This is a genomic window from Candidatus Paceibacterota bacterium (assembly GCA_035530615.1).
Lineage (GTDB): Bacteria > Actinomycetota > Actinomycetes > Nanopelagicales > Nanopelagicaceae > QYPT01.
In genome coordinates this window covers 75,324-94,547 of sequence record DATKUL010000003.1, presented here as the reverse complement: position 1 = coordinate 94,547, position 19,224 = coordinate 75,324, and the positions used below count along the sequence as shown (strand labels likewise).

18 protein-coding genes and 1 tRNA gene are annotated in these 19,224 nt (G+C 50.5%); 3 read left to right on the top strand and 16 right to left on the bottom strand.

Annotation, left to right across the window (positions count from 1 at the left end):
• Nucleotides 1-55 precede the first annotated feature (55 nt).
• Nucleotides 56-610 carry a LemA family protein gene (locus tag VMW30_08975; protein ID HUW88483.1) on the bottom strand — a complete coding sequence of 185 codons (555 nt, stop codon included), beginning with the start codon at nt 608-610 and terminating at the stop codon, nt 56-58.
• A gap of 14 nt (nt 611-624) precedes the next feature.
• Nucleotides 625-1,203, bottom strand: coding sequence for a dCTP deaminase (gene dcd / locus VMW30_08970; protein ID HUW88482.1), 579 nt, complete (start codon nt 1,201-1,203; stop codon nt 625-627).
• 49 nt (nt 1,204-1,252) lie between these two features.
• On the opposite strand from dcd, the gene VMW30_08965 reads away from it, so the two are divergent.
• Nucleotides 1,253-1,326: transfer RNA gene (locus VMW30_08965), tRNA-Gly, on the top strand.
• Between the two features lie 41 nt (nt 1,327-1,367).
• Here VMW30_08965 and VMW30_08960 read toward each other — a convergent pair.
• The 13 genes from VMW30_08960 to VMW30_08900 form a co-directional block, all read right to left on the bottom strand.
• A complete protein-coding gene (locus VMW30_08960; GenBank protein HUW88481.1) occupies nt 1,368-2,825 on the bottom strand; it encodes an ATP-binding protein in 1,458 nt (485 codons plus the stop codon).
• A 414-nt stretch (nt 2,826-3,239) separates the two neighbouring features.
• Nucleotides 3,240-3,587, bottom strand: coding sequence for a hypothetical protein (locus VMW30_08955; protein HUW88480.1), 348 nt, complete (start codon nt 3,585-3,587; stop codon nt 3,240-3,242).
• Between the two features lie 294 nt (nt 3,588-3,881).
• Entirely contained in the window at nt 3,882-4,550 is a 669-nt protein-coding gene (locus VMW30_08950; protein ID HUW88479.1) for a hypothetical protein, read from the bottom strand.
• Entirely contained in the window at nt 4,547-5,218 is a 672-nt protein-coding gene (locus VMW30_08945; GenBank protein HUW88478.1) for a hypothetical protein, read from the bottom strand. The genes VMW30_08950 and VMW30_08945 overlap by 4 nt, the downstream gene beginning before the upstream one ends.
• Nucleotides 5,215-6,330, bottom strand: coding sequence for a type IV pilus assembly protein PilM (gene pilM, locus VMW30_08940; protein HUW88477.1), 1,116 nt, complete (start codon nt 6,328-6,330; stop codon nt 5,215-5,217). The genes VMW30_08945 and pilM overlap by 4 nt, the downstream gene beginning before the upstream one ends.
• A gap of 18 nt (nt 6,331-6,348) precedes the next feature.
• On the bottom strand, nt 6,349-7,146 hold the full coding sequence (locus VMW30_08935; GenBank protein ID HUW88476.1) for a prepilin peptidase: 798 nt from the start codon (nt 7,144-7,146) through the stop codon (nt 6,349-6,351).
• A gap of 3 nt (nt 7,147-7,149) precedes the next feature.
• Nucleotides 7,150-8,703, bottom strand: coding sequence for a polymer-forming cytoskeletal protein (locus tag VMW30_08930; protein HUW88475.1), 1,554 nt, complete (start codon nt 8,701-8,703; stop codon nt 7,150-7,152).
• An 88-nt stretch (nt 8,704-8,791) separates the two neighbouring features.
• On the bottom strand, nt 8,792-9,391 hold the full coding sequence (locus tag VMW30_08925) for a prepilin-type N-terminal cleavage/methylation domain-containing protein (protein HUW88474.1): 600 nt from the start codon (nt 9,389-9,391) through the stop codon (nt 8,792-8,794).
• 5 nt (nt 9,392-9,396) lie between these two features.
• The gene (locus VMW30_08920; GenBank protein HUW88473.1) at nt 9,397-9,846 is read right to left on the bottom strand and encodes a prepilin-type N-terminal cleavage/methylation domain-containing protein; all 450 of its coding nucleotides are present in this window, start codon (nt 9,844-9,846) and stop codon (nt 9,397-9,399) included.
• Between the two features lie 84 nt (nt 9,847-9,930).
• Nucleotides 9,931-10,401 (bottom strand): type II secretion system protein, encoded by a 471-nt coding sequence (locus tag VMW30_08915; protein ID HUW88472.1) that lies wholly within the window; start codon nt 10,399-10,401, stop codon nt 9,931-9,933.
• 195 nt (nt 10,402-10,596) lie between these two features.
• On the bottom strand, nt 10,597-11,745 hold the full coding sequence (locus tag VMW30_08910; GenBank protein HUW88471.1) for a type II secretion system F family protein: 1,149 nt from the start codon (nt 11,743-11,745) through the stop codon (nt 10,597-10,599).
• Nucleotides 11,745-12,899, bottom strand: coding sequence for a type IV pilus twitching motility protein PilT (locus tag VMW30_08905; GenBank protein ID HUW88470.1), 1,155 nt, complete (start codon nt 12,897-12,899; stop codon nt 11,745-11,747). Before VMW30_08905 ends, VMW30_08910 begins: the two co-directional genes overlap by 1 nt.
• Entirely contained in the window at nt 12,899-14,536 is a 1,638-nt protein-coding gene (locus tag VMW30_08900) for an ATPase, T2SS/T4P/T4SS family (protein ID HUW88469.1), read from the bottom strand. The genes VMW30_08905 and VMW30_08900 overlap by 1 nt, the downstream gene beginning before the upstream one ends.
• Nucleotides 14,537-14,733: 197 nt before the next feature.
• Between VMW30_08900 and VMW30_08895 the strand changes: the two genes are divergently transcribed.
• Together VMW30_08895 and VMW30_08890 are read left to right on the top strand one after the other, a co-directional pair.
• Complete coding sequence (locus tag VMW30_08895) at nt 14,734-16,566, top strand: acyl-CoA dehydrogenase (GenBank protein HUW88468.1); 1,833 nt, start codon at nt 14,734-14,736, stop codon at nt 16,564-16,566.
• Between the two features lie 14 nt (nt 16,567-16,580).
• Nucleotides 16,581-17,501, top strand: a complete 921-nt coding sequence (locus VMW30_08890) for a DMT family transporter (GenBank protein ID HUW88467.1) — start codon at nt 16,581-16,583, stop codon at nt 17,499-17,501.
• Here VMW30_08890 and dnaB read toward each other — a convergent pair.
• Nucleotides 17,498-18,892, bottom strand: a complete 1,395-nt coding sequence (dnaB, locus tag VMW30_08885; protein HUW88466.1) for a replicative DNA helicase — start codon at nt 18,890-18,892, stop codon at nt 17,498-17,500. The two genes, VMW30_08890 and dnaB, sit on opposite strands and share 4 nt — an antisense overlap.
• Nucleotides 18,893-19,224 lie beyond the last annotated feature (332 nt).

Below are 19,224 nucleotides of genomic sequence, written 5' to 3'. Positions count from 1 at the left end.
ACGCTGATTCGCGCTTTGAGACGCGCGAAAAGATACTCCCGCCATTGAGTTCGCTCTAGAACTTTACGTTTGGCGCTTGGCGAGATTGAGGATCTTCCACAACATAAAACTCTCGCTCGGTGACCTTGGCCATCCCAGCAAAGAATGATGTGGGGATGGTTTTTACGGCAGAATTCAAGGAACGCACGTTGTCGTTGTAATACTGGCGAGCGAAAGAGACCTTATTTTCAGTGGTCGAAAGTTCTTCTTGTAAAGCCAGGAAATTTGCTGATGCTTTGAGATCTGGGTACGCCTCAGCGACAGCGAGCAAGCCACGCAGCGCTTGAGTGAGCATCCCATCAGCGGCAGCCACATCAGCAACGGTCGTGGCGGTTGTTGCCTTTGCTCGTGCGGCAATAACTTTCTCAAAGGTTTCGCGCTCATGCGCGGCATATCCTTTTACGGTCTCAACCAGATTTGGAATCAGGTCAGAGCGTCGTTTGAGTTGAACCTCAATCTGAGAGAACGCTTCATTAACGTTGATATTGAGTCTGACCAGCCGGTTGTAAATCGAAACGACAAAGAGGACAAGTAGCGCAAGAACAATAAGGACAATTACTGTGGTATTCATGCTTTTAATCCTATCTATTCCACTTGAGTCTGGTGGAAATTCATCCAAGAACGACTAGGCGTAGGACCACGCTGACCTTGGTATCTCGAACCGTAGAGTGCGGAGCCGTATGGATGCTCGGCAGGCGATGTGAGTTTGATAAGACAGAGTTGGCCAATTTTCATGCCCGGGAAAAGCTTGACTGGCAGGTTTGCCACATTGGAAAGTTCGAGAGTGATGTGCCCTGAGAAACCTGGGTCGATGAAACCCGCCGTTGAATGAGTAAGTAATCCCAGGCGGCCAAGGGAGGATTTTCCTTCAAGCCGCCCGGCTATATCGTCGGGAAGGGTAATCACTTCATAGGTGCTGGCCAGAACGAACTCGCCGGGGTGCAAAATGAAATATTCATTCGGGGCGACCGCCACTTCGCGAGTCAGTTCGCTCTGCTCAACGGATGGATCGATGACCGAGTATTTATGATTTTCGAAGACACGGAAAAAACGATCGAGGCGGACGTCAATACTGGAGGGTTGGATCATCCCAACGTCGAATGGCTCCACTCGAACCCGGTTTTCCTGGATTTGAGCGCGTATATCTCGGTCACTTAGCAACATGGTTGGCGACTTTACCTCTCTTGCCTATGCTTTCCTAGTAGAACCATACGCGGGCGTAGTGAAATGGCATCACGTCAGCTTCCCAAGCTGACAGCGCGGGTTCGATTCCCGTCGCCCGCTCCAAAGGGGTTTCCCCGAAAAGATGGGCCACCTCTCCTGAAGAGCTACACGACTTCTCGAAGCAAGTCTTGAGCCTCCACGAGGCGAATACGCGAGTTCTCCTCGGCTGATTTCATTACGCTTTGGCTGAAACCCGCTCGGCTCGTAACCACTATCTCGCAGCTCTCAGCCGAGCGAAAGCCGGCGTCAGTAAGTGCGGGAAGTTTGAATTGAATCAAGTCGTTGATGACATCATGCGAAAGTTGGCCATTTGTCCATTTAGCTTCGCCCACCAAAATCACTTTCTTGGCCGCAATTCCAACGGCGTCAATCTCTTCCGTTGATCTGGTTTTCGCAACTCGGTGAACGTTTGCTGTGTTACCCCACCACCAACTAACTTGTCGGGCTGATGGATACTGCTGCCTTATCCATCTTTGAAAAACATGCTCAAACTCAACAGATGCGTGGTCTGCCAAATTTGGCTTAATAAATGTGTCCACGTAGGAAACTGGGTTGACACCACCCTCAAGGTCCGCACAGTATGGAGCTATGAATCTGAACCAAAAACGAACAAAACCATCAATACATTCGTACTGGGTTGCCCTTCCGCTCGGATCCGCTCCAACTGGGTGTTTGCGCTTCAGCAACCTCATAGCTTCAAGCTTGTCAAAGTAATGTGTCAGTGCGCCACCATCTTTTCCAATTGCGTTGGCTATTGAACCTCGATCCTTTGCATTATTAGCAAGCTCAGAAAGGATTGCGAAATAAACAGAGGTCTCTTTAAGTTCTGCGGCGAGCAATGAGGGGACTTCCCCGAAGAGGGGTGCGTTAGGGTCCACAATTGCACCCGCCAACAAAGGTCCGAGGTCGCCCTTTCCGAGCAGAGCGAGATATCGTGGCATCCCACCGGTTATGGAATACCGCGTGAAGTGGTCGATGATGTCGCTACCCTCAAAGTAGTCCCTAGATTCTGCAAATGTTAACGGGACCAACTCCAGAGGCAGCAACCTTCCATGAAGTGGGCTATCTTCTGATTGCAACGCTTCCATCTGTGAAATTGCAGACCCACAAAGAATGAGTTTGATCCGAGATTTGTCCCGGTAATTCTCCATCACAGCCTGAATTGAAGACAGCGCAGACTGCCGATCGGAATCTGTATTGCCCAGCAGATTTGGAAACTCGTCGATAACTACGAGAGTCTTTTCGTTTTTAGCAACCTCGTAGATAACTCGAAACAGCGTAGAGATATCTCTTATGTCTGGTCTGGCAACCATATGCGGCTCAAGTTGGTCAGCGAGTCGCGAAAACTGCAGGGTGGGCAAGGTGTTCTCGGCTACCAGGACAATGGCTGGCTTCCCGTGAGCAAATTTACGGAACAACCAACTCTTTCCCACTCGACGGCGACCAAAGAGGTTAAATGGTTGGACATCGGCGCTATCCCACCAATCTTCAAGGCGCCTCAATACAGAGACCCTGCCAAGAAACTGAGGTTCAGCTTCCCAGTTGTAGATTTCTATCGACATTTCCCAGACCCCGTTTCTTGGCTTCCCGACTTCACTTCCGATAGTCAGTTTGTGACGACTTCCCACAAGGGTTTATTTTAGCAAAGTTTAACTTAGCATAGTTTAGACTTTGCTAAGATAAACCCTTGTCAGAGATCAGATTGGGAGCAATAGAGTGAAGGTAAAAACCACAAATCATTAGCAAAGTTTAACTTAGCATAATTTAGACTTTGCTAATATAGCGGATCCCCTACCTCTGGCGATTTCGGCCGAACCCGGCTCTAGAACACCATCATCTGTAATGGTCTCATCTGTAATGGTCTCACTAGCAGTACAAAGGTCAAGTAGTGGACATCTGTTGGATGGGCGGGATTCCTAGAAATTCGCTCGAAATCTACGCGATCTTTGTCTAAGAGCTTTTCCAAGGCGTTTCATTCAAGCACCCAGCGTGGGCTTGCCATCCAAAAGGTTCTGGGTGGACCTGCCAATATCCGTGTCTAGGTCTCTGTAGGCACGTGAATCTGGCTTTTGAGTCACCGCGACTGAACGCACAATTTCAAGTGTGTCGTTCACGATTTTCCGAGATTCTTTCAGACCCCAGGAAACCGCTTCCGCAACAATGTCGGCCACGGTAATTTGAGCATGGAAGTACTTTCCGTTAACCGCTAATGCCATCTTTTTGTCTGTATCCGGGTGATGAGTTAACGGCACCGTGTCGTAGGCTGGTTTGGATGGATCATAAATTTGTACAGCCCCGGCGACGTCCCGACCAAAATGGGTCAAGAGTGTTAGTACATCGAATTCGCGCGCCCCAATTGAAATTTCTTAAACGTCGTACTGTCCGTACGGAAATCAAATGACTCTGTTCCTGTTTTGACAAGGCAACCTATTGGATGACCATATAACTCAACACTGAGATCAGCCATTAATCAGTCCGAATCCCGATCTATTTCTGCCTTCAAGTGAACACCCGTCTCCCGCATTAGTTCGAACAATCTGCTGGCGTAGATGGTGGGGCGTCCAGCCTCAATTTGCCACATATACGACTGGGAAATCGAGGCTGGCGCGGTTCAACGGCTACTTTTGCCCAGCTAGGAGCACATAAACATAGCCTCCCACAGTGGCATCGACTTTCTGGTAAATATTCGGGCCAGATTGCCCACCACTTGTGACTGCCTTGGCATCTGTTGCACCCATGCTCGAAAGATTGGAGATAAGGAAAAGCCGCGGACCGACCTGGACCGCGTGGACAAAATCCAGAACCCTGGAGTAGTCGCCTGTCACGGAAAATTGCACGGGAATCACAATGAAGTTACTGGAGGTGATTCTCGGATTGGTAGTTATTGAAGTACTTGCTCCCGAGGTCCCACTTTCAGACGTCGGCGCTACTAGCGCTACTGGCGTGTAGGACTTTGCGTCATTAACAGTAATGGAACGAACCGTAACCTTGTTTGAGTTGGCAAGGGAGTTTAACTCAGTGACGAAAGTTGAAATCTCTGCGCTCGTTGGTACGGCAACTTTAAGAACGGACAACTCTTTCCTGAGTGCGTCAATTCCCGCGTAGTCTGCTTTTAACTTTCGTAGAATCGCTTCATTGGCGGCATTTTGGCCAAGGACGGCTGCTCGATTTGCATTGGTGCGGGAGGCATCGGCCAATTGTGGCGCGATTCCCACAAACCAACCCGCGATGATCACGACGACCAATAAGAAAGAGAGTGCAAGAACTCTCAATTTGCTACTTTTCATTTCAATCCCTCCGCATTACCTGCAAAGCGATGGGTGAAGGCATCTTGATTAATGTGCATCGTTATATTCACCGAATATGCACCCGATTCAATCCGTGTCACAGAACCGGGCGAGGCATCGGAATATCCGGGAAGAGAAGTAAGTGCAATGAGCCACGTGGGAACTTTCGGAAGTGTGGGACTTAGAGCCGTGAAACTCAAAGTGGCGATGCGTGAACCTTGCAGTGGCGCAGTCGCCTGCGTGTACGGAGCAAATGGAGTAGCAGAATCAATATTTATGGTTTCGATAGTTACATTAGAAGGAAGGGTGGCCTGCACAGAAGTCAGATAGTTCTGCCAGTCAATCTCCGTAGAAGTTCCGACTTGTTGCGCCGCTTGGATAGTTGCGACCTCATTCTGTGCCTGGGCGACTTCACCATATTTTTGTTGTTCGGCAATCAAATATCTCGTGTTCGCTTCTTCAATTGCCAAGTTTCGATGCGCTTGGAGAGCTTGCGCTCGGACCAAGGCTGTGCAACCAATCATCAACAAAATGATAATGAATATGCTAAAACCAAGTCGGCGACCAATAACTTTACCGCGGCGCTTAAGGCGGACTTCTGCGGGCAGGAAATCAACCCGTGATTCTCCCCCAATGAGAAGTTCCGAATTCTTCTTTTTTAGAATCACGATAGATTCCGCATCGCGAGCCCTAAGGCGACCGAGAGAGATTGGGTATTTCCAATCTGATTCTTATTGGAGCTCTTGCGCGAGAGATTGACCATCGATAATGGATTTGCTGGTGAAACTGGAATCTGCGTCATCGCACGCAGTGCAGTAGCAAATCCCGAAAGTCGTGAACCACCACCGGTAAGAAGTATTTGAGTGACAGGGTTCTGGAAGTGAGTGTTGTTGAAGTAACTCACGGTATTTCGGAGACCACTAAGCAACTCCCCGGTGACTCTTTGGAGAATTTCATTGGCGCGCGGGTCCTCGACGGTGACAATATCGGCCAAGCACTTAGGACATGAACACTGGGACTTGCCTGTTTCAGAATCATCATCTGCAGCGAGCGCAGCACCAACATGTAAAGTTCGCTTGAGTTCCTCGGTTGCGTTGGCATTTATTTCAAGCCCAGCTTTTAGAGCTTGAGTCAGATCATCTCCGCCAGCCGGAATTATTCGGACGAATTGTGGAACACCCTCTCGGACAATAATCATGCTGGTCGTACTACCCCCGACATCGATAATTGCTACCGTTGCCTCCACACCTGACTTACCTATAAGAAGTCGATTGAGGGCAAACGGTATGAGATCGACGTCGACTGGAGTGAGGCCGGCGCGTTCGGCCACTCGAATCGTGCTCAGAATTCCTTCCTTTTCGGCGGCAATCAGCAATCCATTGACCGTAGGACCCTGCTCGTTCATCCCTTCTGAAACTGGATAGAAGTCGAGAATTGAATCCTCCAGAGTCATCTGAAGAAGACTCTGGACTTGGACAGGCAAGGATTCACGAATTTCTCTGAGCGACATCTTTGGGACAGTAAGGTCACGGACGAGAACGTTCTGATTGCCCGTGCCAAGAACTACATCTTTGGTTTTAAAACGCCCCTCGGACCAGAGTTGTTTAAGGGCAGATCCAACAGCAACCGCGTCCAATATTTCCCCACGGCTCACCGCTCCCGGCGGAAGAGCCACTTCGTGAAATCGCAGCAAATTAGGTTTGTTTTTCTTAGCAGCCCTTAGTTCGACCCCGCGCACCGCGGTACTTCCAATGTCCAGACCAACAACGTTCGCAGCCACTCTTTACTCCGCTTCTACTCAAATACCCGGTGAAAGTGAAAAGATCGAAAAGTAACTTTGGACAATCGGCACACCAAAAAAGACACCCAACCACGCGCCCGCCACCATCCAGGGCCCGAATGGAATACCACTCTTTAGATTCGTTTTCTTAAAGAGAATGAGGGCAATAGCAAAGGTTCCGCCTAATACGAAAGCTGCGAAAGCACCGGTAACCAGCACATCCCATCCTAGATAGCCCAGAAAAAGTCCGAGAACTCCGGCAAATTTCACGTCGCCAAACCCCATCCCCTCTGGGTACATCAGCGCCATAGCCAAATAGAGCAACCACATCACCGCTGCTCCGATAATGGCCCTTACTAGAGCGCGCTGGTCCCCATTTATTAGTCCATCGGTAGCAAGAAGAACACCTCCAACAATATAACTTGGAAGGACTATCGCATTGGGAAGTGTGTGGGTTGACAGATCAATCAAGGCAAGGGCAATAGTGATCGCAGCTAAATAAAGAAAGGCAGCCAACAGGAAAAATAAATGCAAGTTTGGGAACTCGAACTTCCATGCGACCAATGCGAAGAGGATTGCCGTGCCGAATTCAACCATTGGATACCGCGGCGAAATTGCGCAATTGCAGGTGCGACACTTGCCACGCAGAAGAAGCCATGAGATCACAGGAATATTGTCATAGCCCTTGATACGTGCACTGCAGTGAGGACATGCGCTTGGTGGTGAAACCACCGATTGTCGAAGCGGAACTCGATAGATCACCACGTTCAAAAAAGAGCCCACCGCTAAACCGAGAATGCCAGCGATTATCACCATTTATCACATCGCCAAGTCTCGAATTGAAGTACGGCCGCCAAGAACTCCAGTACCAGGGGGAGCTAAGAACTGTCCGGTACTGAGATTAACGGTAGGCAAACCAATTGGAATATACTCCAGAACGAAATTAGAGCTCGTCGCCACTGACGACGCATACATCTGCCCACGCCATACATCTCCGGAATTACTCACTTCACATGGCGAGTAGACCATTGCGCCAACATGTGTATTAATCGTCACATTCTGTCCAATAGACGGAGAAGCATTATTGAGACAGGTGGGGAGTCGATCAAGAACAGCATCAGGGATGATGATCCAGAACCGCTTATCGACTCCATCAGAAGACTGAATATTATTTGCACTCATTGTGAAACTGTTTGTAATGATGACGAGATCGCTATGGAGCGATAACGGAATCCCACGCAGATCTGTGTCACTCCCACACGCCCGCGTATCGACGATCATGGGATTTGTGGATGCTTGGGCCGCGTTGAGCGCGTTCTGCAAGTCTGCCGAACTGCACGTCGACATTGTGAGCACCGTGAATGGAGCACCGGTGGAAGTTTTCCAATCAGCCGGGTTATAGGCGAAATCAATCCAGGGCGGCGCAGCGGGGATCACCGGTGTGACAATTCCCGCCTGATTTGTCGTAGTAGTCCCTTGAATTATTCCTGCTGGGGCAGTGACACTCCCCGATGTGACGACCGATCCCCCAACCGATGAATGGTTGGCGAAAGTGGAGGATAAGGCATTTGGACCCGCAACCACATTTCCACCGACTTTTCCGCCGATGTTCACACCACCGGATGAAAATACATTTCCATCAATGGTCGAAGAACTGGAAAGTGTTAACGCGTATTGACCCACTCCAGTACTCGTATTGTCAGTAACCACATTTCCAGTGACTTCTCCTGAAGAAATGCTTATCGCGCCAGATGCCCAAAGATCACCGTTGATTGTGCATCCACTTGTTACCGATAGATCTCCACCACCCAGAATCACATCGCCTTGAATCACTGTTCCGGATGTGCAGGTCACGCTTCCCGAGTAATACTGCACACTTGGTCGCTCCGTTGATGCTTGGGTGATGGTCAAATTATTGATCGTTGGATCGAGTTGAGCATATGCATAGAGTGAAGCACCGGAAGGGGTGATTACGTATGAAGGAGGCGTAGGTGTGTATGGGTAGATAGCCTCGACCATACGTGCATCATTGGAAGAGTTCCCGGCAACTCCATACTGACTCGCCCATCCGGTAGAGACGAGTTTGAGCCGAGCGGCACTGGTCGTTGTCGGACATCCGCTCACCCATGAAGTGTCGACATCGCCAGGTGAGGAGGCCAAGGTGGAGTACGAGATGAGAACAGAGAAGACCGGTGCGGTCGAATTCGTATAAACAGGTTGGCAGACACTCGTCGCTAAACTCGCCGCCGCAAAGTCAATACCCGCTTCGGCAGCGGCTTCGGCCTGCACTCCGGCGCGGGTCGAGGTCGTGTATCCGATCGAATGTAGCGACATCGTCACGCTCGTCACGCCGATAATACTTGCCACGCCCATGACGCCGAGAACGCCAATGAGTGCGCTGCCTCTCTCTCCCGATTTCTGCGCAAAGCAATTCTGGGCACAATAATCCGAGCAAGAAATTCTAGAAGCATGGTGTACTCACAGTTGAAGATTGCGTTGTATAAGTCATTGTCTTGATAAGTACGTACGGATGCGAGCCGGCTTTGACATCAAATTTCAATTCAACCCGACCGCCACTTGGTGCGTTAAAGACTTTGCCGGTTACTGGATCTGACGGTGTAATTCCAGTGCCCAGAACAGTCCAATTTCCTTGCGGACCAGCAGCGGGCAGGCTAATAAGTGAAGCAGGGGTGGTTCTGTGGGTGTAGACGGTGCCGCCATTTGAAGGTGTGTAATACCAGGCTTGACATGAGGCAGCTGTGGAATCTGGATCCAAACCAATCGTCCTGGCCAGCAACAATTGAGTGCCCGTCACCGCATCGCTAATCACCGTTATGGCTGATGCATTCTTGACACCCGCTTGAACAGAGCGGACAACTTGTTGCGCGGTAGTTGATGCCGCCGTAACCGTTTGAGTCATCTCCTGGGTTCGCAGACCGTTGATGAGTAATCCGCCGGCGATCGTCACCACAATGATGGAGAGGGTGCTTGTAATGAGTAACTCCACAAGGGTGAAGCCGCGCTCGCGTGGACTCGTCGCAATTTCCTGACGTTGGTTCATTGCACTCAGGCCGTTCCTACGTAGATGAATGTGACGGCGGATGCAATGGGTGTCGTGACGCCCACTCGTGAGACCTCAACACTCGCACGTACCACACCTGGATACATTGTTGGACAGGTGGTGGGATTCCATTCTGGTTGAAGAGTCACTCCGCGCGGGTCGATAACTGGCGGAAGCGTCACTTGCAAATAGGCAATGATGTCGGCGCAACTCGGAGTTGATACGGATGCGGAACGGACTGCTCGTGCTCCTTCGATCTGTTCATTGACGATCTGGGTAGCCGTGGCGATGGTGGTATTGGCGCTGGTGTCTTTCCAAGAATTCAGAAGCAGCGGAACAAAGGAGACTGACATCATGCCGAGCAGGAACATGGAGACGACGACTTCGATAATTCCGAATCCGCTCTCTTTATTCCGGAATTTCTGGAGTAGTAATCCGAAATTATTGGTCTTCATGTCACCTGCCTTTGTACTGCCATCGGGGAAGATCGTTATGGGGTGTCGTGTGACACCCCATAACGATGGGAAGTTAGTTCCGGTTTATGGGAACGATGGTGCCGTACATGTAGCGGGAAGCGTGTTGGTCGCGTCGACTTTTACGACACCGCCAGTATCGGTCACGAAGAATTCGGAGCCCGTTACGCTCTCGGCTGCGATACAGAAGGAGCTACCCGTTACGAGATATGTGATCGTGCCTGTGCTGGCGCTCTTTGTATAACCATCAGCGGCCGTGAGGGGTATTAAGGCGATGTTGCCGTCTGTTGGGGTTGGGGGAAGAGTGCCGCTTGTCGTCTGAACGGAAATCACCGCAGTCTTGGCGTTGGTCAGATCCGACTGAACCGCGCTGTCCTTGGCATTGTTCTGAACGTTCATATACACCGGAATCGCGATAGCGGCGAGAATGCCGATAATCACGATAACGACGAGGAGCTCGATCAGGGTGAAACCCTTTTCCTTCTCCTGCAGGGAAGTACGGCGACTTTGTAGCCCGCCGGCAATGTGAGAAATCATGAGAAACATCCTTTTCAATCGAGTACTGCACGGATATATAACTGTCTGGCCTAGTTGGAAAATATGCGGAGGGAAGATTCCAACTAGGCCAGACGGAAACTTTACAGCCGACATTTACACTTTGTAAAGCCCTTTTGTAAGGTTCTTGTGATAAGGGAGGAAAGTCACCCAGATAAGGCACTACCGATGGGTAACTTACTTAATCAGTTTTGAGATGTTGAAGATCGGTAAATAGAGAGCTACAACCATTCCCCCGATAACGACTCCGAGAAATGCCACCATCAGTGGTTCGATCATTGCGGTGAGTTGTTCGGTTGCGGCTTCAACTTCTTGATCATAAAAATCGGCAATCTTGTCGAGCATCACTTCAAGTGAACCGGCATCCTCACCAACTGCAATCATCTGCGTCACCATCGGTGGGAAAACGGGTTGGTGTGCAAGTGGGACTGAGATCGAGTGACCTTGCCTGACGGACTCCGCAACCTTCTTAAGTGCATCTTCAATGACCCAGTTGCCCGACGTCTCACCGACAATCTGCAGGGCTTTGAGTATGGGAACCCCTGCCCCGATCATGTCCGAGAAATTTCGGCTAAAGCGGGCAACCGCAATTTTGCGCATTAACAATCCGAAGACTGGCAGTTTGAGTTTGATCGGGTCGATTACTTTGCGGACCCGTACGGTGTTCTTGTTCCTGCGCCACCAGATAGAAAAAACAATAGCGAAGACGACCATGAGTGGTCCGACCCATACCATTGCATGCGATGCGTACACCAGCATCATGGTCGGAAGGGGAAGTGTCCCACCGAGACCCGTGAACATCTTTTGAAAAACTGGAACGATAAATATCAACATGGCCACCACGGATACAAGTGACATGACGAGAACTATCACTGGGTACGTCAGGGCCGATTTTATTTTTCCGCGGAGCCTGACTTCCTTCTCGAAATTCACGGCTACCGAGTCGAGTGCTCCCTCGAGAAATCCACCAGCTTCGCCTGCGCGGATCATGCTAATCATGAGAGGTGGAAATACTTCTGGATACTTGGCAAAGGCATCGGAAGTGGAGACGCCGGCTTCCACGTCGTCGCGAATTTCTCCCAGAATTCTTGCTAGGGGCTTGCTCTCTGTTTGTGCCGCCAGAATATTCAACGCCCGAAGGAGTGAGAGTCCCGCACCGATCATCGTGGCCATTTGGCGGCTCATCACGGCCAACTCTTTGAGTTTGATCCGCTTGGTAAAACCAGGGATTGATATTTCCTTTTTGAGTCCAGTCGGAGCGACCGGCTTTGCGCTTCTTCGCGGAGTACTCCCTCCAGAGTTTTGAGAGATCTGTGTAGTGGCCATCAACGCACTCCGGAGAAAGTGTCACCAAAATCAATAGGTTCGAGGGTTGATCGAGTGTGATTGATCCTGGCACCCTGGAGTAAACGTTCGATCCCATCAACATCATGCGCGTTTTCCAATGCGTCATCTACGGCAATCGTTCCCGCGTTGGCAAGCTCGGCTAAATGCTGATCCATCGTATGCATTCCCTGCGCGCGCCCAGACTGCATCATTGAAATAATCTGGTAGGTCTTGCCCTCACGGATGAGGTTTGCGATAGCTGGTGTCGTCACGAGAACTTCCGTAGCAACTGCCCTGCCAAGACCGTCGGCTCGTTTCACTAACGTCTGACATATGACCCCTTGTAGTGTTGCTGCGAGTTGAGTTCTGACTTGTCCTTGCTGATGGGGAGGAAAGACATCAATGATGCGATCAATCGTCTGCGGCGCATCTTGTGTATGGAGAGTCGCGAAAACCAAATGTCCGGTCTCGGCAGCCGTAAGTGCGACAGAGATCGTCTCCAAGTCTCTCAACTCACCGATGAGAATGACGTCTGGATCCTGCCGGAGAACATGTTTGAGTGCCGCGGCAAAACTATGTGTGTCTGTACCCACTTCGCGTTGATTCACGATCGATCTCTTATGACTGTGCAGAAATTCAATGGGGTCTTCGACGGTGACAATGTGATCTGCTCGGGTGCTGTTCACAAGGTCAATCAACGCGGCAAGCGTTGTCGATTTACCAGACCCAGTCGGACCGGTAACCAGAACCAGTCCGCGCTGGAGTTGGGCAAAGCTACCAACCGATTCCGGAACTCCCAGTTCATTTAATTGTTTCAATTCAGTCGGAATGATTCGAAAGGCTCCGCCAATCGATCCGCGTTGTTGATAAATATTTACCCGGAATCGCGCTTTACTGGAAATTGTGTAAGCGAAGTCAAGCTCAAGTTCATTTTCAAAAGTGTCCCGTTGGGATTGCGTAAGGATGCTCATCACGGCGGATCTGATTTTATCGGCTGTCCAAGGAAGACTATTGAGGGTGGATTTTAATCCACCATTAATTCGATACATGGGCGGTGCACCGACAGTGAGGTGCAAATCTGAGGCGCGTTGATTAACAACCTCTTGCAATGCTGCGGTTAAATCAGAATCTGCACTTTGCCCAACTGAATTCATTACGCAACCACACGCAAGATTTCTTCAACGGAGGTAAGACCCATCTGTACCTTGGCCCAGCCATCCTCGCGAAGTGTGATCATGCCCTGCTCGCGGGCCATCCGACCGATCTCTGCACTCGATGCGCGCGCAACAGCAAGTCGCTCGATCTCCTCAGTCACAGTCATGACCTCGTGCACTGCAATTCGACCGCGGTACCCAGTGTTGGAACAGGATGGGCAACCCACGGGCTGATAAATCGTTGGCGGCATGTGATCTGGATCGACAACAAAGCGCAGGCTAGCTAGATATTCGGGGTCGTGCTCCACTGGTTTCTTGCAATGGGCGCACAGTCGGCGGGTGAGTCGCTGGGCCATAACCGAATCCAGAGCTGAACCCACAAGGAATGGTTCGATATCCATTTCGGTCAGACGGGTGATCGCACTGGGCGCATCGTTGGTGTGCAGGGTTGAGAGAACGAGGTGACCAGTAAGAGATGCCTCCACCGCAATTTGAGCAGTCTCATGGTCGCGGATTTCACCGATCAGAACCACATCGGGATCGCTTCGAAGGATCGAGCGGAGTGCGCTAGCAAAGGTAAGTCCGGCCTTCGGATTGACTTGGACCTGGTTGATCCCCTTCATCCGGTACTCGACTGGGTCTTCAACGGTGATGACATTGATCTCTGGGCGGGAGACCGCGCCAAGGGTTGTGTACAGCGTTGTAGATTTACCCGACCCGGTTGGACCGGTAATCAGAATCATTCCGTATGGCTTTGTGTAGGACTTCTCGTACGCGCTAAAATTTCGATCGAGCAGGGCTAGGTCTCGCACATCCAAACTTGAGTTCGGATTGTCGAGGATGCGCATGACGATCTTCTCGCCCCATACCGTCGGCAGGGTCGCAACGCGGAGATCGATTTTTCGCCCGCCATGGCGGACAGACATCCGTCCATCCTGCGGTTTGCGCCGCTCCGCAATATCGATTTCGCTCATAATTTTGAGTCGAGAAATCACGCCGCTCTGAATGCTCTTGGGCGCCGTCTGCATCTCATGGAGAACGCCGTCAATGCGGTATCGAACGCGAACGTCATACTCATCGGGCTCGATATGGATATCGGAGGCGTGGTCTTGAATCGCTTGACTGACCAGCAGATTTACAAAACGGACAATTGGGGCATCATCTTCTAGGGAGTTAGAGACTCCGAAATCCTGGCTCTCCTGCGGGACATTCTTTTCAAGGAGTGCGCTCGTTAAATCGCTCAGTTCATCATCGGCTCTGAGGAATCGATCGATAGCGGCAAGGAGATCAATCCGCTCCACGCCAACCGAGGAGACCTGCATCTTTGCTGAGGCACGAACATCATCGAGGGCGATGACATTGCCAGGATCGGCCATAGCCAGAACCAGGCGACCGTTATTGATTCCAATGGGTAGAACTTCGTGGCGGCGGCAGATAGCTGCGGTGACGAAGGAGATTGCCGTCCGATCAATGGGGTAATCGAGTAATTCGACATAGGGGATCCCGGCCAGGGTCGCACGAGCTCGCGCAGAATCAAGATCACTTGCTAAATCAACGGTGCGAACAGTAAGAAACGGGACTTCTGACTGGTCATCGCCGTCCGAAGTGGGTCGCGAACTCAAGGAGGAAGTGGTCACGCTTGGAGCATAACCACGAACTAGGCAATCAGTAAAGAGTAACTTTACGGAAAGTTATATGAATTTGTAAGAAAGACTCCGATCCCTCGGCTACTTGCATAAGTTACTCACCAGTAGCATCCTTATCTTCTATCTGAAAAGGCTCCCGAATGGGCTCTTTTCGGGTTAAAGGGGCCATCAAGAAGGAGAGTGCGAATATGGGTCATTACCTCGCCAACTTACGAGATATTGAATTCTGCCTCTTCGACCTCTTGGAGAGGGAGAAAATTCTTGGCACGTCAATTTTCAAGGATCTTGATCGCGAAACTGTAATGGGCATGCTCGAAGAGGTGAAACGTCTTGCAGAGAATGATCTCGCCGCTTCTTTCGTTGAAGGAGATCGCGCTGGAGTTGATTTCAATCCAGCAACTGGTGATGTGAAATTACCCGAATCATTTAAAAAATCATACCGCGCATACATGGATGGCGAGTGGTGGCGCATTGATGCACCAGTCGAACTTGGTGGCACCGCCATTCCTTCTTCCTTGCGTTGGGCGATTGCCGAAATGGTTCTTGGTTCGAACCCTGCAATACATATTTATGCCTCCGGGATGTCATTTGCAAATGTCGCGTACTACCTCGGCACTGCTGAGCAGAAAAAGATTGCAAAATTGATGGTTGATCGCGACTGGGGTGCGAGCATGATGCTCACCGAACCCGATGCAGGTAGCGACGTCGGAGTTGGACGGAGCAAAGCTGCGCAACAGAGCGATGGAACGTGGCACATCACAGGAACAAAACGGTTCATCACATCAGGTGATAGTGACCTTAACGAAAATATTGTTCACTTTGTGCTTGCACGTCGTGAAGGTGGCGGACCTGGAACGAAGGGACTTAGCCTTTTCCTCGTTCCGAAATTCATCTTTGATCTCGAAACAGGTGCACTTGGCAAACGCAATGGAGTTTATGCGACCAAAGTCGAGCACAAAATGGGACTTAATGTCTCTTCAACCTGCGAAATGAATCTTGGCGAGAATGAACCCGCTGTTGGCTATCTCCTTGGTGAAGTACACGATGGCATCGCTCAAATGTTCAAGATTATTGAATTCGCGCGAATGATGGTTGGTACAAAGGCAATTGCCACACTCTCTGCCGGTTATCAACAAGCGCTCGCCTACGCGAAGACTCGCGTGCAAGGCGGAGATATGAAAGCGATAAACGACAAAGCAAGCCCCCGTGTTTCAATCATTCATCACCCAGATATCCGCCGTTCTTTGATGGTTCAAAAGTCCTATTCAGAGGGCATGCGCGCCCTTGTCCTTTACACAGCCTCCATCCAAGACCATATAAAACTCGCCCGCGCTGAAGGAAGTGGTGTGAGTCAAGAGAAACTCGATGATCTTGAGGCGTTAAATGACTTGTTATTACCTATTGTTAAGGGCTATGGAAGTGAGAAATCCTGGACTCTTCTCGGCACTGAGTCGCTCCAAACATTTGGAGGATCAGGATTCACACAAGATTGGCCACTTGAGCAGTACGTGCGCGATGCAAAAATCGACACACTTTATGAGGGAACCACCGCAATTCAAGGGTTGGATTTCTTCTTCAGAAAGATTGTCAAAGACAACGGACGAGCAGTCAATCTGCTAGCAAAGGAAATGGCCGCTTTTGCCCGCACGGGTGGAGTGCACTCCGCCGAGAAAGAAATCCTTCAGAAAGCACTCGATGACGTCAACGCAATTATTGGGACACTCGTTGAACGCGCTATCGCTTCACTTGAAAATGAAGAAGAGATCTACAAAGTGGGCCTTAACACAACTCGGACGCTCATGGCGGTTGGCGACGTTATTACGGCGTGGTTGCTTCTGCGCCAGGCAGATATTGCCGCTGAGAAATTGCCATCGTCCACCAAAGATCGCGATTTCTATATAGGAAAGATCGCTGCTGCTAAGTTTTTCGTTCACAACTACTTGCCACACATTTCGGCTGACCGTGTCATTGTCGAGGCAACCGAGAACTCAATTATGGAGATTTCGGAGAGCGCTTTCTAAAGTACTCTTGGCGGATGCTTAAAGCCCTCCGCGCTGAGGCATTTCTTGTACTTGGCGCGTTCGCTTTCGCCTTCAACGGCATCGTCTCTAAATTGGTGCTGACCGATGGGCTATCAGCCTGGCGCCTTACCCAGATTCGATGCACCGGCGCCTTTCTTGTTCTGCTTGTCTATGTAGCATTTCGAAATTGGAGGTCGCTACTTACAACGAAGAGTGAACTTCCCTGGTTGGCCGCTTACGGAATTATCGGGTTTGCCCTCATTCAAGTCGGCTATTTCATAGCGATTGGTCGTATGCCAATAAGCATTGCCCTCATCATTGAATTTACCGCACCCATCTGGATCGTGATCTATATTCGGTTCATCAGAAAGAGATTTGTGCCGCCAATGATGTGGCTCTCCCTTGCTCTGGGTTTTGCGGGGCTGCTACTTGTTGGACAAGTATGGAAGGGCCTCACCCTAGATGGCATTGGAGTCATCGCGGCCTTTCTCGATGCCTTCGCCCTGGCCGCTTACTTTCTCCTCGGCGAGAAACTCGTAGCATCTCGTTCCACCGACACGTTGACCGTTTGGGGACTGGGATTCGCTTCTCTGGTCTGGGCGATTGCAACCCCTATATGGAGTTTTCCTTTCCAAATTTTTTCAAAGAACGTCAACCTGCTCGGTACATTCAAGGAGCACACTCTGCCCGGATGGATCCTGATCTCCTGGATTATCGTGATGGGAACAATCCTGCCGTACTTGTTGATCCTGACCGGTCTCAAGCAACTCTCCGCCTCAACCAGTAGCGTAATCGGAATGCTCGAGCCGGTAATCGCAGGAGTGATTGCGTGGTGGTGGCTGAATGAAACTTTCACTGCAATTCAGCTTATGGGTGGGAGCGTTGTTATCGCCGGAATCATTCTGGCCGATCGCGTGAGACGAGAGGCGCGCTAGTTGCCGCCCCGTTGTTGCGTGAAGTCGGTTGTACCCGAACCTTGTGGCATATCAACGAAGCGGGCAAAGTGGAGTTGCGCCGATACAGTAATTGTTCGAGTCGGTCCGTTACGGTGCTTAGCGATAATGAGGTCGGCTTCGCCAGATCGATTCTGACTGTCATACATATCATCGCGGTGGAGAAGAATTACTACGTCCGCGTCCTGCTCAATAGAGCCTGATTCACGCAGGTCCGAGAGCATCGGCTTCTTGTCCGAGCGCTGTTCGGGAGAACGGTTGAGCTGGGAGATCGCGATCACTGGAACATCCAATTCCTTGGCCAGAAGCTTTAATTGGCGGGAGAATTCGGATACTTCCTGCTGGCGACTCTCGACTCGTTTTCCACTCGTCATCAACTGCAAATAATCAATAACAATCAACTTCAAGTCATGGCGCTGTTTAAGGCGACGCGCCTTGGCACGAATCTCCATAAGAGAAAGATTGGGAGAGTCATCTATAAAAAGTGGAGCCGCCGAAATCTCACCCATACGGCGCGCCAGCCTGGACCATTCTTCATCACTCAAATTACCGGCGCGAATATTGTTGAGTCCGACGCGTGCTTCGGCCGACAACATACGCATGGTGATTTCCGAACGGCTCATTTCAAGTGAGAAGATGACCGCAGTATTACCACCGTGAATAGATGCATAGCGTGCAATATCAAGACCGAGGGTTGACTTACCTACCGCGGGACGTGCGGCGAGGACAATCATATTTCCGGGATGAAGACCGTTGGTTAATGTGTCTAGGTCTTTAAAACCAGTCTTCACGCCTTCTGCGCCAACCCCTTTAGAAATGGCCTCAATCTCATCGAGTGCTTGTGGAAGCAAAGTGCTGAGCTGAACATAATCTTCATTCGTGCGTCGTTCGGTTACGGAATAAACCTCTGCTTGGGCTTGGTCAACAGAATCATCCACATCACCTTCGTCCCGATAGCCAAGCTGAACTATCTTCGTGCCAGCCTCGACCAGGCGGCGCATAATCGCCTTCTCGCGAACTATCTTCGCGTAATACCCAGCATTGGCTGCCGTCGGAACTGAGGAAATCAGAGTATGTAAATATGGTGCACCGCCCGCGCGTGCAATTTCACCACGTTTTGTGAGTTCGGCCGATACCGTCACAGCATCAGCCGGTTCGCCGCGACCGTACAAATCTAGAATCGCGTCGTAAATGCTCTCGTGAGCAGGTCTGTAAAAATCGCGTTCGCGGAGAATCTCAATAACATCGGCAATCGCATCTTTACTCAGAAGCATTCCTCCGAGCACGCTCTGCTCTGCAATGAGATCCTGCGGAGGTGTGCGTTCGAACTCTTGCTCTCGATTGGACCGTTGGGGAAGTTCTGTAATGCTCACATCCACCACCATTCCATTCACCACTGACAAGGGGTGCACGCCGAACGGTAGAGATGTGGCAATCAAGAAGCGAGAATATCTCTTTGGCCCTGTAGAGAACCTGTAGACAAGGGGGTGAATAACCCCGCTTTCCCTGTGTGCTCACCTGTGGAGGGTGTGTGGATAAGAGTGGAAATCTGTCGCTTGCGAGATAAAAGTCCAGGTCAGAGCCTTAACCTTTATCCAGAGGGTGTGAAGAAAAGTTTTTTAGCCAATCTCATATATTGGTATGGGAATCAGGATCGGATCTGCAAATTGGCTCATTGCCAAGTGGAACTTGCAGAATGTCACGT